Origin of the sequence: Polaromonas sp., assembly GCF_016185115.1 — a bacterium.
GTDB lineage: Bacteria > Pseudomonadota > Gammaproteobacteria > Burkholderiales > Burkholderiaceae_C > Polaromonas.
Genome location: NZ_JACPOF010000029.1, coordinates 206686 through 222772, shown reverse-complemented (window position 1 = coordinate 222772; position 16087 = coordinate 206686). Strand labels below are relative to the sequence as shown.

At 55.9% G+C, this 16087-nt stretch carries 19 protein-coding genes; 13 read left to right on the top strand and 6 right to left on the bottom strand.

The features are described from left to right. Positions 1-5 precede the first annotated feature (5 nt). Positions 6-281 (bottom strand): metal/formaldehyde-sensitive transcriptional repressor, encoded by a 276-nt coding sequence (locus HYX42_RS19885; RefSeq protein ID WP_293406396.1) that lies wholly within the window; start codon positions 279-281, stop codon positions 6-8. 62 nt (positions 282-343) lie between these two features. Here HYX42_RS19885 and dmeF point away from each other — a divergent pair, with 62 nt between their 5' ends. From dmeF to HYX42_RS19840, 9 genes are all read left to right on the top strand, one after another. After that, on the top strand, positions 344-1294 hold the full coding sequence (dmeF, locus tag HYX42_RS19880) for a CDF family Co(II)/Ni(II) efflux transporter DmeF (protein ID WP_293406394.1): 951 nt from the start codon (positions 344-346) through the stop codon (positions 1292-1294). A gap of 87 nt (positions 1295-1381) precedes the next feature. Then, on the top strand, positions 1382-1798 hold the full coding sequence (locus HYX42_RS19875) for a hypothetical protein (protein ID WP_293406392.1): 417 nt from the start codon (positions 1382-1384) through the stop codon (positions 1796-1798). A 120-nt stretch (positions 1799-1918) separates the two neighbouring features. Continuing rightward, a complete protein-coding gene (locus tag HYX42_RS19870; protein WP_293406390.1) occupies positions 1919-2236 on the top strand; it encodes a hypothetical protein in 318 nt (105 codons plus the stop codon). Next, positions 2233-3657 (top strand): TolC family protein, encoded by a 1425-nt coding sequence (locus HYX42_RS19865; RefSeq protein WP_293406388.1) that lies wholly within the window; start codon positions 2233-2235, stop codon positions 3655-3657. The genes HYX42_RS19870 and HYX42_RS19865 overlap by 4 nt, the downstream gene beginning before the upstream one ends. A 31-nt stretch (positions 3658-3688) precedes the next feature. Then, positions 3689-5119, top strand: coding sequence for a copper oxidase (locus tag HYX42_RS19860; protein WP_293406386.1), 1431 nt, complete (start codon positions 3689-3691; stop codon positions 5117-5119). A 36-nt stretch (positions 5120-5155) separates the two neighbouring features. Then, the gene (locus HYX42_RS19855; protein WP_293406384.1) at positions 5156-5668 is read left to right on the top strand and encodes a cupredoxin family protein; all 513 of its coding nucleotides are present in this window, start codon (positions 5156-5158) and stop codon (positions 5666-5668) included. Then, positions 5649-6152 (top strand): DUF411 domain-containing protein, encoded by a 504-nt coding sequence (locus tag HYX42_RS19850; RefSeq protein WP_293406816.1) that lies wholly within the window; start codon positions 5649-5651, stop codon positions 6150-6152. Before HYX42_RS19855 ends, HYX42_RS19850 begins: the two co-directional genes overlap by 20 nt. A gap of 28 nt (positions 6153-6180) precedes the next feature. Beyond that, positions 6181-6534, top strand: coding sequence for a copper-binding protein (locus HYX42_RS19845; protein ID WP_293406382.1), 354 nt, complete (start codon positions 6181-6183; stop codon positions 6532-6534). Between the two features lie 326 nt (positions 6535-6860). After that, positions 6861-9248, top strand: a complete 2388-nt coding sequence (locus HYX42_RS19840; RefSeq protein ID WP_293406380.1) for a heavy metal translocating P-type ATPase — start codon at positions 6861-6863, stop codon at positions 9246-9248. Positions 9249-9257: 9 nt separating this feature from the next. Here the strand turns inward: HYX42_RS19840 and HYX42_RS19835 are convergent, their stop codons facing one another. From HYX42_RS19835 to HYX42_RS19825, 3 genes are all read right to left on the bottom strand, one after another. After that, entirely contained in the window at positions 9258-9605 is a 348-nt protein-coding gene (locus HYX42_RS19835; protein ID WP_293406378.1) for a copper-binding protein, read from the bottom strand. A gap of 74 nt (positions 9606-9679) precedes the next feature. Next, the gene (locus HYX42_RS19830; protein ID WP_293406376.1) at positions 9680-10042 is read right to left on the bottom strand and encodes a DUF4148 domain-containing protein; all 363 of its coding nucleotides are present in this window, start codon (positions 10040-10042) and stop codon (positions 9680-9682) included. A gap of 324 nt (positions 10043-10366) precedes the next feature. After that, entirely contained in the window at positions 10367-10693 is a 327-nt protein-coding gene (locus tag HYX42_RS19825) for a DUF4148 domain-containing protein (RefSeq protein ID WP_293406374.1), read from the bottom strand. A 155-nt stretch (positions 10694-10848) separates the two neighbouring features. Between HYX42_RS19825 and HYX42_RS19820 the strand changes: the two genes are divergently transcribed. Next, positions 10849-11529 carry a heavy metal response regulator transcription factor gene (locus HYX42_RS19820; protein WP_293406814.1) on the top strand — a complete coding sequence of 227 codons (681 nt, stop codon included), beginning with the start codon at positions 10849-10851 and terminating at the stop codon, positions 11527-11529. Beyond that, positions 11526-12950: a heavy metal sensor histidine kinase gene (locus HYX42_RS19815; protein WP_293406372.1), complete on the top strand. Its 1425-nt coding sequence runs from the start codon at positions 11526-11528 to the stop codon at positions 12948-12950. The genes HYX42_RS19820 and HYX42_RS19815 overlap by 4 nt, the downstream gene beginning before the upstream one ends. An 11-nt stretch (positions 12951-12961) precedes the next feature. Here the strand turns inward: HYX42_RS19815 and HYX42_RS19810 are convergent, their stop codons facing one another. Both HYX42_RS19810 and HYX42_RS19805 read right to left on the bottom strand, forming a co-directional pair. After that, positions 12962-14224, bottom strand: coding sequence for a type II restriction endonuclease (locus HYX42_RS19810; protein ID WP_293406370.1), 1263 nt, complete (start codon positions 14222-14224; stop codon positions 12962-12964). 669 nt (positions 14225-14893) lie between these two features. Next, positions 14894-15016, bottom strand: coding sequence for a hypothetical protein (locus tag HYX42_RS19805; protein WP_293406368.1), 123 nt, complete (start codon positions 15014-15016; stop codon positions 14894-14896). A 326-nt stretch (positions 15017-15342) separates the two neighbouring features. Here HYX42_RS19805 and HYX42_RS19800 point away from each other — a divergent pair, with 326 nt between their 5' ends. Then, positions 15343-15780: a hypothetical protein gene (locus HYX42_RS19800; RefSeq protein WP_293406366.1), complete on the top strand. Its 438-nt coding sequence runs from the start codon at positions 15343-15345 to the stop codon at positions 15778-15780. Positions 15781-15782: 2 nt separating this feature from the next. Further along, positions 15783-16043 carry a DUF5676 family membrane protein gene (locus HYX42_RS19795; RefSeq protein WP_293406364.1) on the top strand — a complete coding sequence of 87 codons (261 nt, stop codon included), beginning with the start codon at positions 15783-15785 and terminating at the stop codon, positions 16041-16043. Positions 16044-16087 lie beyond the last annotated feature (44 nt).

Here is a 16087-nt window from a genome sequence, read left to right as displayed (position 1 = left end):
CTGAGCTATTTCATGTATGAGCGAAAAATGGATACGACCTGGTCGATGTCTTTTTCTCGCTGTACTGCTGAAAGTGCCTCGGTGCCCAGGTGCTCCCTTAGATGGCCATCAAGAACTTCCATCATCAGTCCATTGACAGCACCCCGGATGGCTGCGATTTGCTGAAGGATTTCGCTGCACCCGGCTTCGCTATCCAGAGCGCCTTCCAAAGCCGTTGCCTGACCTTTGATTCGGCGAATTCTGGTCAACAAACTTTTCTTGTTTTTGAGGGTGTGGGCCATTAGCGTTTCATGTTTCAATATACTGGGGTACAGTATACGTAATGTCCAAAAACACATATCCCATGCAAAACTCGCCATCAACAGATAGTTGGGAGCACTCGCATGTCTTCGACGAAGGCAATCCCCTGGCCGAGAGAAATACACGCTGGGTCGTGATCATCACCGCCATCATGATGGTTGCCGAGATTGCTGGCGGCTGGGTTTTCAATTCAATGGCTCTGCTGGCAGATGGCTGGCATATGAGTTCGCATGCGCTGGCTCTTGGGCTGTCCGTGCTGGCATACGGCGCGGCGAGAAGATTTGCCGCCGACGCACGGTTTGCCTTTGGTACCTGGAAGATGGAAGTGTTAGCCGGTTACACCAGTGCTCTTTTGCTGATCATGGTGGCAGGATTGATGTTGTATCAGTCAGTAGAGCGCCTGATTTCGCCCAGTACCATTCACTATGACCAGGCCATTGCGATAGCGATCGTTGGCCTGCTGGTCAATCTTGCTTGCGCCTGGCTGCTCAAAGATGGTCACGGCCACAGCCACGGAAGTCACCACGCCCCGGATGGGCATGAACACCATTCGCATGGCCACCATCATGATCTGAATCTGCGATCCGCTTATGTTCACGTGATTGCCGATGCTGCCACTTCCGTGCTCGCCATTGTTGCGCTGATTGGCGGCAAGGTATGGGGTGCAAGTTGGCTCGACCCTGTAATGGGGATTGTGGGTGCTGGCCTTGTGGCTGTGTGGGCAGTTGGCCTGCTGCGGGATTCGGGAAGAGTTCTGCTGGACGCCGAGATGGACGCACCGGTAGTCGCGGAGATCCGGGAGGTCATTGACGCCAGTCCTGTTGCGGCGACGATTTCCGACTTGCATGTCTGGCGCGTGGGCAAAGGAATGTATGCCTGCATCGTGTCCTTGGTTACTACCGCAGACGCCTCCCCCGACTACTTCAAAAAACAGCTCCAGATTCACGAGGAATTAGTGCATATTTCAGTGGAAGTTAACAGGCGCCTCGCCTAATTCTTCAGTCCGCTTGCTTACTTTAGGTAACCAGGTTTTTTGCGCGGACTTCAAAAATTCTAGAGACTTCTATAGAATCAAGGTTATATGTCGCGTTTTCGCCATCTGTTGCTTTGCCTGATGATGCTGGCCTTGCCCCTGCAAGGCTTTGCTGCGGCATCCATGCTCTATTGCGGCATGGGATCGGCGCATGGCGCCAAGATCGTCCAGATGGACCTGAATTCCAGCCACCATCAAATGGCCGATGCCATGGGCATGCAGCATGAGCATGGTAAACACGATAAAACCGTCCAGGCTGCCAATCAGTCACCGGATGGGCAAAAGCAGTTGCCCGATTCCACGCACAAATGCGGTGTATGCGCCGCATGCTGCAGCGTCATCGCTATTGCCGACTTCCCACAGACTGTAGAAGTACAGTTGTCCCCCAAAGCTGATCTGGCCGAGCCATTCGTCCTGATTTACGCTGTCCCCTCGCGCCTGCCCGACAAACCGCCTCGCGCCTGATGCGCCATGCCGCTGCAGCTTTCAGGCTGCAGTGACAGGCGCTCTTTTCATCGTCCGACACCAGATCGTCCCTTGCGGGATGACTTTGTTGTCGCCGTTCCATGAAAACGCGAGGATTCCATGTTCAAAAACCTACCCGCCGTATGGCTGGTTCCGATATTTTCTTTGTCAGGGATAGCAGCTGCGCAAACGCCTGCGGCGGCATCTCCCGCTTCAGGGGCGGCCCCTACTTCGCCTCTGACCTACCGTTCGGCCTTCGAGGGTTACAAGCCCTACACCGATGACAAGCTGCTGAACTGGAAAGAGGTCAATGACACCACCGGCCGCATCGGCGGCTGGCGTGTTTATGCCAAAGAGGCCAGGCAAGCCGATGACAAGGCACCCGCTCACGACATGAGCAAGATGCCTGAGCCGAAAGCTGAAGGTGGCAAGCCATGAATGCTCGCTCAATAAAACCCGCTTTCAAGTCCGGTGCGGTGCTTGCCACTGTACTGGTGCTGGCTGGTTGTGCCTCCGTCAACATCGACCAGGCTGTCAAAGATACCAACGACGCCACAGGTGCGTTCACCCAGGGCAAGCTTGAGCTTAGCCGCACCGACCAACGGGCCCAGGCGCGCCAGAAGCTCAGTACCGAGCTGCTGGCCAAGCCGCTGGGTATGGATGATGCCGTCCAACTTGCCTTGAGCAACAGCCCGGCGGTGCAGAGCCTGCTGGCCCAGAGCTGGTCTGACATTGCCCAGGCCACGCAGGTTGGCCGGATCAGCAATCCCATTTTTACTTTCGAGCGAATTCGGTACCGTGACGAGCTGGAAATCGGCCGCCTGCTGTCAGTGGGCTTGATTGACCTCCTGACCCTGCCTTACCGCCAGGGCATTTCCCGCAGCCTGGTGACGCAGGCAAAGTATCAACTCAGCGCGAGTGTGGTCGAGCACGTCACGCAGGTACGTCAAGCCTGGGTACGCGCAGTGGCTGCGAAGCAGACCCTCCAGTATGCAGAGCAGGTCAATGCCAGCGCCCAGGCGAGTGCGGAGCTCGCACAGCGCATGCAGCAGGTGGGTAACTTCACCAAACTCCAGCGTCAGCGCCAGCAGGTGTTCTATGCCGATAGTGTTGCCCAGTTGGCTGCCGCAAGACACACAGACACGTCTTCGCGCGAAGAACTGGTCAGGCTGCTGGGATTGACCGATGCCCAGGCGGGTCAACTGCAGCTTCCCGAGCGTCTTCCTGATTTGCCCCAGAAGCCTCGGGATGCCGATGCCGTCTCAACAACCGCAGCTGATCAAAGGCTTGACGTCCTGTTGGCCCGAAGCCAGCTGGATGCCGCTGGCAAAGCCCAAGGTTTGAACTTGCTGACCAGCGTGGTCGATGTGGAGTTGGGCGTTCGCCGCAACACGGTGTTTGACAACGCTGCCGGCACCAAGTCTGGCAAGAGAGGCTTTGAGCTGGGAATCAGGTTGCCAGTCTTCGACTGGGGATCGGTCCAGCGGGCCAGTATGACCGCGCAATCCCTGGCTGCTGCCAACCGTTACGAAAGTACGGTCCGGGGTGCCTCATCGCAGCTTCGGGAAAGTTATTCAGCCTACCGGACAGCCTACGACGTGGCAAAGCACTACCGCGATGAAATTGTTCCGCTGCGCCGCGCCATGGCAGAAGAAAACGGTCTTCGCTACAACGGCATGCTGATCAGCGTGTTTGAGCTACTGGCAGATAGCCGTGACCAGGTGTCGAGCGTCATAGCCGCTATCAACTCCTATCAGCAGTTCTGGCTTTCAGATGCCGCGCTGGCTGCCTCTGTCACGGGCAAACCCATCTCCATGATGGTGTCGGCACCCATGGCAGGCGGCGGATCCGCTCAGTGACCTTGCTCACAACCTATTCAACGGATTACTCATGAACAACAGAAGAAATTTCCTGACCGGTGCCGGCGCCATCACCACTGCGGTGGCGGCAGCGGCGGTCAGCAAAGTGGCCATGGCAGCATTGCCAGAGCCCATGATCCAGACAAAGCCGGACACCATGGCCCCCTTGGTGCCGAATTCCGGTCGCCCTTACAACCCGGTTGTCACCCTCAACGGCTGGACTCTTCCGTGGCGCATGAATGCTGGCGTTAAGGAGTTCCACCTTGTGGCGGAACCCGTGGTGCGCGAGATGTCACCGGGATTTAAGGCACACCTGTGGGGTTACAACGGCCAATCTCCAGGCCCGACCATTGAGGTCGTCGAAGGTGATCGTGTCCGCATCTTTGTGACCAACAAGCTGCCGGAGCACACCAGTGTGCATTGGCATGGCCAGCGCCTGCCTAACGGCATGGACGGGGTGGCTGGTTTGAACCAGCCGGCCATCCCGGCAGGCAAGACGTTCGTGTACGAGTTTGTTGCCCGGCGTCCGGGGACCTTCATGTACCACCCGCACGCTGATGAGATGACACAGATGGCCATGGGCATGATGGGTTTCTGGATCACTCATCCCAAGGCTGCGCATCCGCTGATCGACGAAGTCAACCGCGACTTTGTGTTTCTGCTCAACGCCTATGACATTGACCCGGGTCTGTACACCCCCAAAATCATGACCATGCTGGACTTCAACTTGTGGAGCTGGAACAGCCGGGTCTTTCCGGGAATTGATCCTCTGGTGGTTCGCAAGAATGACAAGGTTCGCATCCGGATAGGTAACCTGACCATGACCAACCATCCCATTCATTTGCATGGGCATGAGTTCTTGGTAACGGGGACGGACGGTGGACCGACGCCAAAATCCACGCGTTGGCCGGAGGTGACTACCGACGTGGCAGTCGGGCAAATGCGACAGATCGAATTCCTCGCCGACGAGGAAGGCGACTGGGCATTCCATTGCCACAAGAGCCACCACACCATGAATGCCATGGGGCATGACGTACCCACCATGATCGGCGTGGACCACCGCAAGATCGCCAAGGACATCACCAAACTGATTCCGGACTACATGGTCATGGGTGAGCGAGGGATGGCCGATATGGGCGAAATGGAAATGCCATTGCCCGAGAACACGGAGCGGATGATGACCGGCGCTGGTCCATTCGGCTCCGTCGAAATGGGCGGCATGTTCAGCATGGTCAAGGTGCGCAAGGACCAAAAAGCCGGCGACTACAAAGACCCCGGTTGGTACAAGCACCCGGCAGGCACCGTGGCTTACGAGTGGACCGGCACGGCGCCCGTAACTGACCGCGCATCAAGCGGCGGCGGCCAGGCCATGAAAGCGCAAAACATGCCCGCCAAAGAAGTTGAAGTCCAGGTCCGCAAACCCGCCGTGAGCGGTGGCGGCATGGGCGGCATGAAGCACTGATTTTTTATCGTTAACCCAGAAAGAAAGGTAATTCCAATGAAAACACGCAATCTCCTGATCGCAGTTCCATCTCTCCTCATGGCCCTGACAGCCATGGCATCCGGCACACACGCCGGCGGCCACGACGATGAAGCCATAGGCAAGCCCGGCGTGGCCTCCAAGGTCACCAGGACCATCACCATGGACATGGCTGACTCCATGCGCTTTAGCGTTCCCAATGTGACTGCCAAGCAAGGTGAAACCATCCGCTTTGTGGTCAAGAACTCCGGCAAGGTCAAGCATGAAATGGTGCTGGGGACCGAAAAGGAGCTCAAGGAACACTACGAGGTGATGAAGAAGAACCCGGAGATGGAACACGCGGACGCCAACATGGTTACCGTCGCTCCAGGCAAGACGGGTGAAATCATCTGGCAATTCACCAAGGCAGGAAAAATTGACTTTGCCTGTCTGCAGCCTGGTCATTACGACGCCGGCATGAAAGGTTTCGTGACTGTCGCTGGTGGCAAGGCCGCACCAAAGAAAGATGGCCATGGTGACCATAAACACTGATCCGGTGTCTAGACGGTCAGCCTCAGGGCTGATCTTCGGGCTGGCGGGTGCTGTTGCATTCGGTCAGCCCTTGGGCGTACTGGCTGCTTCGCCGAAAGACCGGGTGACCGTCTGGAAAACACCTAACTGCGGTTGCTGCAATGAATGGGTTTCCCATTTGCGCAGCAACGGCTTTGAAGTCGTGACCAACGACGTCAAAGACACGGCACCCGTGCGTCAAAAGCTCGGACTGGCTGAGAAGTTCGGATCCTGTCACACCGGACTGCTGGGCACTTACGTGCTGGAAGGCCACGTTCCTGCAAAGGAAATGCGGCGCCTGCTTCGTGACAAGCCCAACGCTCTTGGCCTGGCTGTGCCGGGGATGCCTGCGGGCTCACCAGGCATGGAAATGGGCAATATCCAGGATGCCTTTGATGTGCTACTCGTCCTCAGGGACGGCAGTACTCGCATTTATCAGTCTTACCCCCAGAAATCTTTATCGTAATCAACCGTTAACCACTGAAAGAACCATCATGAAAAACCTCAAGACCCTTCTGATCCTTGCCGCTATCGCAACCAGCGCAGCGCATGCACAAACAGCCATGAAGCCAGCCGAGGCGCCTATGGCCATGGACAGCAAAAAAACAGCAGCCGCACCTGCTGGCGACATGACAGAAGCCGAAGTGCGCAAGGTAGACATGGACACCAAAAAGATCACGCTGAAACACGGCGATATCAAGAACCTCGACATGCCTGGCATGACCATGGTGTTTCAGGTGAAAGATCCTGCGATGCTGGACAAGGTCAAGGCTGGTGACAAGGTGCGCTTCAAGGCTGAAAAGTCCAACGGTGCCTTCGTGGTGACCGACCTGCAGCCATCCAAGTAAGTCTGGACTCAGGAATGCCACAGGTGGCGTAAGCGCTGTGGTGTTTCAGCAGCCTGGATTGGACATCCAATTAATCAGATGAATTTTGATGGCACACGAATTTCGCAATCTGATCTATGCTCCCCGCGAATTGTTGGGCAATGCGCTGATTGCGGGGGGCGCTGCGGCCGTCATACTTTTGCTTTTTATCGCTTACTTTCTGTGGCGCGACAGAAAGCTGAAAAGACCTGGAAGTCAGCCTAAAGGCTCGCCCCCCAGAAACCGCAAGAAGCGCCGACGATGATCAAGGCTTCGCGTCTTAACCCGTTTACAGGAAGCTGCCCACCATGGAAAAAAACGAACATCATCCACATGGTCATAACCATTCTCCAGCCATGGACCACGCGAAGGCCGAGGCGGGCGAAGCACCGACCAGTTCAGCTGGACAATTGAAGGATCCCGTATGCGGGATGAACGTCACAGAGCAGTCCCCCAATAAACATGAGCATGCGGGACGGCCATATTACTTTTGCAGTGCAGGGTGCCGGGCAAAATTCGTTGCGGACCCTGCGCGCTACCTGAAGCCAAAGCAGGAGACGGCTGCCCCTGAAACGTTCAAGGCAGTCGCGGGCACGGTTTATACCTGCCCCATGCATCCGGAGATACGTCAGGACCATCCCGGTCACTGTCCCAAATGCGGTATGTCACTCGAACCGCTCATGCCCAGCATGGATGATGATGAAAATCCTGAACTCAAGGATTTTTCACGACGTTTCTGGTGGACGCTGCCGCTGACGGTCGTGGTCACTGTCCTGGCAATGTTCGGGCACCAGCTTGGATTGTTCGCCATGGCAACGCAAAGCTGGGTGGAGCTGGTGCTTTCGCTGCCTATCGTTCTTTGGGCGGGATGGCCATTCTTCGTGCGCGGTTGGCAGTCTGTAGTCAACCGCAGTCCGAATATGTGGACCCTGATTGGCCTTGGCACCTCTGCCGCATTCATTTACAGCGTGGTCGCTACAGTTGCCCCGGGCGTGTTTCCTCCCTCGTTTGTAGCCATGGGCCGTGTGGCGGTTTACTTTGAAGCCGCGGCCGTCATCATTTCCCTTACCTTACTAGGCCAGATGCTGGAGCTCAAGGCGCGGTCGCAGACATCGGCGGCCATCAAATCGCTTCTGGGTCTGGCCCCTAAAACGGCACGCCGCATCAAGCCGGATGGCTCAGAAGAAGATGTTGAGCTGACACACGTCCATGAAGGAGATCTGCTGAGGGTGCGCCCTGGCGAGAAGGTACCCGTTGATGGGGTGGTGACAGATGGCAGCAGTGCCGTCGACGAAGCCATGCTCACGGGTGAGCCTTTGCCTGTTACCAAGCGAGCAGGGGACAAACTGATTGGCGCCACGCTCAATACCTCGGGCGCTTTGGTAATGCGCGCCGAGCATGTGGGATCGGCGACAGTTCTTTCACAAATAGTTCAAATGGTTGCCCAGGCGCAGCGCTCCAGGGCGCCAATGCAGCGCATGGCAGACCAGGTCGCCGGGTATTTTGTGATGGCAGTGGTTGCCGCAGCCTTGCTGACGCTGCTGGTCTGGGGATTCTTTGGGCCACAGCCGAGTTGGGTCTACGGCCTGATCAATGCGGTTTCCGTGCTGATCATTGCCTGCCCTTGTGCCCTGGGCCTGGCCACACCCATGTCCATCATGGTTGCCACCGGTCGTGGTGCGACACAGGGCATCTTGTTTCGTGACGCGGCTGCGATTGAGAACTTCCGCAAGGTCCAGGTCCTGATTGTGGACAAGACAGGAACGCTCACTGAAGGGCGCCCGGTCTTCGAAAAGGTATTTGCTGCAGAGCCCTATAGCGAAGACGAGGTGTTACGCCTTGCGGCCAGTCTGGATCAAGGCAGCGAACATCCTCTGGCTGATGCCATCGTGCGTGCAGCCCGGGACAAGTCTATGACCCTTTCAAAGGTCGAAGAATTCGAATCAGCCACCGGAATCGGCGTGCGCGGAGTGGTTGATGGTAAGCGGCTAGCGCTCGGGAATGCCGCCTTGATGGCGCAAGACAAGGTCACCACCGACAGTGCCAAGCAGGCCCAGGCAGAAGCGTTCCGGCTGGGCGGCGCAAGTGTCATGTCATTGGCCGTGGATGGACAGTTTGCCGGTCTATTGGCAGTTTCAGACCCGGTCAAGGAAAGCACGCCGGCTGCGCTCAAAACACTGCGAGACGCCGGGATCCGGATCATCATGGCGACAGGCGATGGCCTGACGACGGCGAAGTCTGTGGGTCAGCGTTTGGGCATTGATGAGGTACACGGAGAGGTCAAGCCTGCCGACAAATTGGCGCTGGTCGAACGCTTGCAGGCGCAAGGGCTGGTGGTGGCCATGGCAGGGGATGGCATCAACGACGCGCCGGCCCTGGCCAAAGCGGATGTTGGGATCGCGATGGGCACAGGTACCGATGTGGCGATGAACAGTGCACAAGTCACCCTGGTCAAGGGGGATTTGCGCGGTATTGCCACGGCGCGCGAACTCTCGGAAGCCACTATCGCCAATATGAAGCAGAACCTTGGTTTTGCTTTCGTCTACAACGCGCTCGGAGTTCCTTTGGCCGCCGGCCTGCTCTTTCCCTTTACCGGCTGGTTGTTGTCTCCGATGATCGCTGCGCTGGCAATGAGCCTGAGTTCCGCCTCGGTCATTACAAACGCATTGCGCTTGCGCGGCACACCCAAAGCCTGACTGGGCTACTTACTTGGCCTGCTCCAGTCGCACGATCATGAAACCTGCATCGGTTTTCTCGGCGCGAAACAAAATCTTGTCACCCTGCTTGACGCCGTTGAGCAGCTTGGCGTCGCTCGCCTTGAAGACCATTGTCATGCCGGGCATATCCAGGTTCTCAAGAGCTTCGTGCTTGATGGTCAGCTTTCCCTGCTCAAGGTCAACCTTGCGAATTTCGCCTGACGTCAGTTGGACGCCTGTGGTTGATGCTGTTGCGACGGTCATGCTCGACACGTTGTCGGGTGCAGCGAGTGCGATACCGCTCATGCCAATGGAAACAACAAAGGTAGCAAAGGAGAGTTTCAGAGTGGATTTCATGGTGTATTTTCCGTTTGAGTTGATGGATAGCCGATTGCCAGGCAACCGGCTTTGGGCTTGATGTGTCTACGGCCTTACAGGCCCTGCAGCCTGATCTGCGCCTGGCGCTCATCCGAGGTCATGGTCAGGCTGGACTTCGGCGAGTCGTGGTTCAGGGTATCGGCGTGAACCGGCGCGCCATCTTTGAAGATATAGCTGTGCTGAGGGAAGACATAGAGCGCTCCGCCAGCAAGGGATTTGCCGCCATCCGCGATGGTCGGATTTTTCCTGGATGCAAAGAGCTCATTCTGCACGTCGGCTCGACTTTTCAGGCTGGGCGTAGCGTGAAAGTCAAACCCTTTTTCTCCACCAACAACGCTGATTCCGTTGTTGGCGAATGCAGCAGGGATGGATGCGCCAATGAGGGCCAGGGCAACTGCGGTTTTGCGAATCAACATGATGAGTCTCCTAAAACTACTTTGAGTGAGTCAACCCACTTGAGTCGACTGCGATGCAACTGCTGCATCACGGTTCCAACTTTAGAAAGTGGGCCCATACAAGACGCTGACCTCCTGATTACAAAACTGTTATTCAGGGCAACAGGCTGTTTTGCAGTGCCTTATACATCTTGCGCGAGAGTCGTTGGTCTGTTGTGGCAAAGCGTTTCTCAAAATGACGAAGGCCGCCAAGGTAAAACCGGGCGGCCTTTCGGGGTGAGAAGGATGGTCGGCGATAGCTACTGGCAGAGGATCAGGAATGCCTCGCCACCTTCATACTTCCGTTCAGTGTTGCGTCAGCGAGCCGCTGCCGTCCAAAGCATGAACTTTCCCCATCGAGGCGACAACTTGCTCACGCGTCAGGTTGCTGGTTTGTGCAACCGCTGGCGAAAAGCTGGCTTCATCGCTCAAGGGCAAAGCGTTGTTTTTTCTGGCTTGCAGATATTCGCCCTGGACCTGGGCACGGGTCAGGTTGCTGGGCGCAGTGTCAAAAACAATCTTGGTAGACGCTTCGCCCTCCAGGCGATTCTGGATATTGGACTGTGCGAACGCACTGACACCGCTCAGAGCGGCAATGGCGACAACGGTGGAAGCAATAAATTTCGATTTCATGATGGAACTCCTGTAGAACATCTTGCAAAGTGCCACCCCAACACTGGGATGACTGCGATGCAACCTTTGCATCACGGGTCCTACTTTAAAAAAACAGGGCCTTCACCATGCTGGCCCGCAGATTACAGATCGGTAATCTCAATGGGAGGCATTTTTTGAAAATCCTGGTGATTGATGATGAGCCCAAGGCAGCTGAATATGTCCGCCAGGGATTGAGCGAAAGCGGGTATGCCGTGGAAGTAGCTCATAGTGGAACGGATGGCCTGCATGTCGCCGTCACGGGCGATCACGATCTCATTATTCTGGATGTCATGCTTCCAGGCATTGACGGATTTGCTGTGCTGTCAGCGCTTCGCACATCCAGGCAGGTGCCTGTTCTGATGCTCTCCGCTCGTGGCAAAACCGACGACAAGGTCAGAGGTTTTGATCTGGGTGCAGACGACTATCTGGTCAAGCCCTTTCAGTTCCCGGAGCTTTTGGCGCGGGTTCGTACGCTTCTCAAACGCAATCACCTCATCAGGCCAGAAGCGGTTCTTTTGACTGGAGATCTGGAAATTGACCCGGTAAGGCACCGGGCCACACGCGCTGGACAGCGTATTGATCTTTCAGCTAAAGAATTTGCGCTGCTGACCCTTCTGGCTCAACGATCTGGCGAGGTGTTGTCCCGAACGCAGATTGCATCGCTGGTCTGGGATATCCACTTTGAGTCGGACACCAATGTGGTGGAAGTGGCGATGCGGCGCCTGCGCCTGAAAATCGACGATCCTTTCGAAAACAAGTTGATCCACACCGTGCGCGGCGTTGGCTATGTGCTGGAATCCAGGGAGAATCCTTGAACTCCAGCATGCGGACCTGGATATCCAGGAATTCATTGGCGTCTCACATTGCGGCGGCCAGCGCTCTTTTTGGGCTGTTGGTTGCGGGCGGTGCTACAACGGTGGCCTTGTGGGCGCTGACCCAACAACTCGATGCCAGATCACAGGCCGAACTGGCGGGTAAAAGGGATTTGTTGGCCCATCTCTTGTCGGAAGTTCCTTCCTCCACGGCGATCAATGAGAACCGACATCGCTTTGAAGATCTGTTGATCGGTCACGACGATCTCCAATTGATGTTTATGGGGGCCGCCTCAGATCAAGCTATTGCAACCTTTGGCCCCGGGGCATCCAAGGGCAACGTGGATTCAGAGATCGAGCCTGATGAGCAGAGCTTTCGCGCTTGGTCTGCCTGGAGTGGGCAACGTCAAAGCAAATTGCAGGGCACCATGTCGACCGCCGATGGTTTGCCAATCAGGTTTGAACTGGCCCTGGACCGCCGACACGACGTACGGCTGTTGTCGGGTTTTATGAATGCGACGCTGGTTGGCCTGCCCGTGCTCCTTCTGTTCGTTGCCGTAGGAGCTTGGCTAATCGCCCGTACAGCCCTGACGCCGCTACGACGTTTTAACCGGCTGGCAGCCTCAATTGGTGCAAAGTCGTTGAATCAGCGTCTGTCCACGACCACATTGCCGCTGGAGCTTGCAGAACTTGCAGAAGAATTCAACGGCATGCTGGATCGCATTGATAAAGGCTACCGGCGCCTGCAAGACTTCTCGGGTGATCTGGCGCATGAGATGCGAACTCCCGTGGCAACACTTTTGGGACGAACCCAGGTCGCGCTCTCCCAGACACGTTCGGCGGCTGATCTTCAAGGTGTGCTGGAGGGAAATATAGAAGAGCTGGACCGCCTGGCTTTACTCATCTCGGACATGCTGTTTATCGCAAGTTCAGATTCCCAAGCCAGCCCACTCCATGCGCGTCCACTTGACCTCGCTCAGGAGGCCCGCCGGGTCACTGAGTTCCTTTCGTTGATTTCTGACGAAAAAAATCTCGCTTTAGTAGTGACAGGAGAAGCCACCATCATGGGCGACAGCTCGCTGGTACAGCGCGCGATTACAAACCTGCTTTCCAACGCTATACGTCACGCTACCGGCGACTCTCAGATCGATGTAATGGTCGCTGAAGAGGGGCGACATGTAACCCTTGCCGTGAGTAATCATGGAGAGGGACTTGCCCCTGAAGAATTCGATCGTATATTTGATCGCTTCTACCGCGTTGATGACGGTCGCGCTCGCTCAAGCGGCGGTACAGGTTTAGGCTTGGCTATTGTGCGCTCCATCATGTCCGCTCATCGGGGTCACGTTCGGGTCGAAAGCCAACAGGGGGTCAAAACGACATTCATTTTGGTGTTTCCGGCTGTGGACCCGGCAAGCGCGCCGTGATGAAAGCGGGTTCAGAGCAATTGGGATATCTCCATCAGGGGTTTGATACTGGATCCGAAACGCTCGATGGTCGCCCGATGCTCTTTCAATTGACTGTAGGGAAGATACCGGATACCCAGTTCGGAAACCCGCGAAAACGCAGGTCGTTTGAGCTGCTGAGCTACCTCGTCCCGCCGATTGTCAGGGGCCACCAAAAACAGCGTGCTTGCGGCGCCGACCTGAGTACCCAGAGCAAGATCAAGCATGCGAACGATTCCAGAATAAATCGATGTGGAGTGTTCCACTTCGAAGGCGGCCGCTACATGTGCGCTACCTCGTTCGAGCCAGATGACGTCAATCAGGCGCACGGAATCAAGACCCTGCCCATTGCCCGCCGGCCATTGCTGCAGGCAACCGTCTCTCAGGAAACCGTCACCATGCGCTCGCCCGCGGTCGTTGGACGCAATCCAGACGTCAAAACCCAGCGACCTGCCCATATCTCGCAACCACCCCTGAATCTCGGTGTGCGTGGCATCGCTTTCTCGAGCCAGTTGCCATTGTTTCTCGGCCGCAGCGGATTCATTGCGGACGCGCTGCAAATCCGCCTCCCAGAGTGCAAGCATCGCGGGGTCTTCAACCCGGGGCGGTGCTGCATAGCGCCCACTACCGACGTCAAACATCAAGCCAGCAATGGCACCCAGATCGTTGGACAGCTTGTGGCGATGCTGCTCATTGAGCCGAATCAATCCCTCGCGCATCGAGAGATAGTGGTCCCATCGGCCTAACTTCACGTTGCTTCCTGTAACAGCATTGAAACCGTTGACGATGGCCGTGTTGAAAGGACAAACAAGGGTTGGATGGATGAAATAAAGTAAATTGGCAACGGCAGGGCCCAGGCCCTTAATCTTGAGCGTATCAATCTTCTGGATCGCGTCAACAACCGCCTCTGCGGTATCGCAGCAGTCGCAGGCGTTCAAGAGCCTCGCGAAGGCGCGCTGGTTGGCCTCATGCTCATAAATGTCCGGTATGCGCAGTTTGGGCTTCCACAAAAAAGCGTGGTCGGCGCCCTTAAATATTTGCCTCTGCTCAGCGACTGACCCGACAACCGTTTGCAAGGATGAACCTCGGTAGGCGTTTCCAAAAGTTCCGGCATCAATGTCTCGTACCACCTGACCAATGCCCCTGCGAATTGAGCGAAAGTTCTTGAGGCGTTCTTCCCAGAGAAACCAGGTGTTGTACGTGCCATGGGGGTCATTTTTCCAGTGATCAATTAGTAAAGAAACCGTATCGTGCATCAATCGTCCTCATAAATCGCCATCTTGACTGTATCTGACTTTGGAAAGATGAACCTCACTCAAGTCAAGCTATAAAAGTTACAGTCTTTCTCACCTGCTATGACCTTTTCGCCTCTAGGTTGAGAAAGTGGCAGAGATAAACGTACCCATTCGTAGTGCAAGGATGAGGGGTTAATCAGAACTACGCTTTCAGCAAAATCGTAAGGGCAGGGGACTGTTCCTACAAAACCCCAGCTAAAGACTGATCACCATCCCAGGTCGGAATGTCCCAAGTCGACGTACCTATGAAATTTGAGTGCTGTGTTTGCACGTCTGTATGAACCGGACATATGTCTCAAGACTGAATTGCGGCATTTGCAGAATACGTTCAACGACGCACAGGCGCGATGACAAGACGTAGCTCTTCTGGATTCCGAAGTTTTGGCGAGGTGTTTGATTTAGATCAATAAATTCCAGCAGCGTCGTTCTAATATCGGTTGAACCTAATTCACACCAGACATGACACTGCTATCAGGCAAACGAACTAAGCGCAACACCGCATTCGTGGTTTTGATGCTATGGACGTTTGCGATAACTTCTGGTGCTGTCAATGCCTGTCTGCTGGATGCGCACGACGCGCACCCGCATGTTCACGTGGTGGATGCTACTAAAGCCACTTCTACGCTTGACTCACATCATGAACATAAACATGTTCATGTACAGGTGGGCGGCGACCACGCTGCCGCAGATGCCGCCAAGGCTCCATGCCAGAAATTCTGCAGCGATGAGTCGAAGGTTATGACCAAGCAGCATTTCGGCCTTGACCAGCCGGAGCTAGGTCCAGCGCCATTGGTCGTAGTGCTTTGGGTCCTGCCTGAATCGTCTGGCGACACTCCCGTTCGCATGGACGCTATACGGCCTTTGCCGCCTCCTTTGCCTTTGCGGGTCCGCTACTCTCGCATGGCGCTTTAGCCGCTTCTGACGCCCGACCAAGGGCTCGCGGCTTTCGGTCTCCGCCAAGCTCTCTAACCCACCGATTTCTGTCCTCCACCAAAACGGGCTCCTTACTCACGTGCCTGTGATCGGTGACCTGAGGCGGAGCACTGCATTCAATTCTTCAATTTACCCAGGATTCCAAAATGAAACTCGTTCGTTCACTTTCACTTGCGCTTGTAATTACCAGTTGCAGCTCGTTCGCGTGGTCCGCCCAGCCTTCGCAACAAGACGCGCATCATCCGGCCGCGTCCGCCTCAACGCCCAAAGTCCTGCCCGGCAAGGCCTCTTCCGACATGTCCGGAATGAATACCCAGATGAAGGCCATGGAACAGATGCACGACAAGATGATGGCCGCTAAAACTCCAGAGGAGCGCAACGCTTTGATGGCTGAACACATGAAGACCATGCAGGACAGCATGGCCATGATGAAGGGAATGTCTGCAGGCACCATGGGGGGCATGACAGGCGTGCAAAAGAGCGACATGGCTACGCACCACCAGGTTATGGAAAAGCGCATGGACATGATGCAATCAATGATGCAGATGATGATGGATCGCATGCCGGTTCCTGCGGGAAGGTGATCATGACCCCCATTCGAACAGGCATCGCGCTCGCCATAACCGTCGCGGTTTTCTACGCTTTATGCGCGCTGGTCTGGTTTCTGGCGCCTGGTCCTTTTTTGGGCTTTATGAACAGTCTGTTCCACGGCATGGATTTCAACAGCATGGTTCAGCCCCGGCCATTCGGATGGCAGGGCTTCTTGACGGCGCTGCTCGTACTGAGCACTTGGGCGCTATTGGCAGGGACTTTTTTTGCTTGGCTGCTGAATCGAATGACGCGTTGATTGCCGGCTTTAGCGCGCTGACGGAATAGTTGAGACTTGGAAAG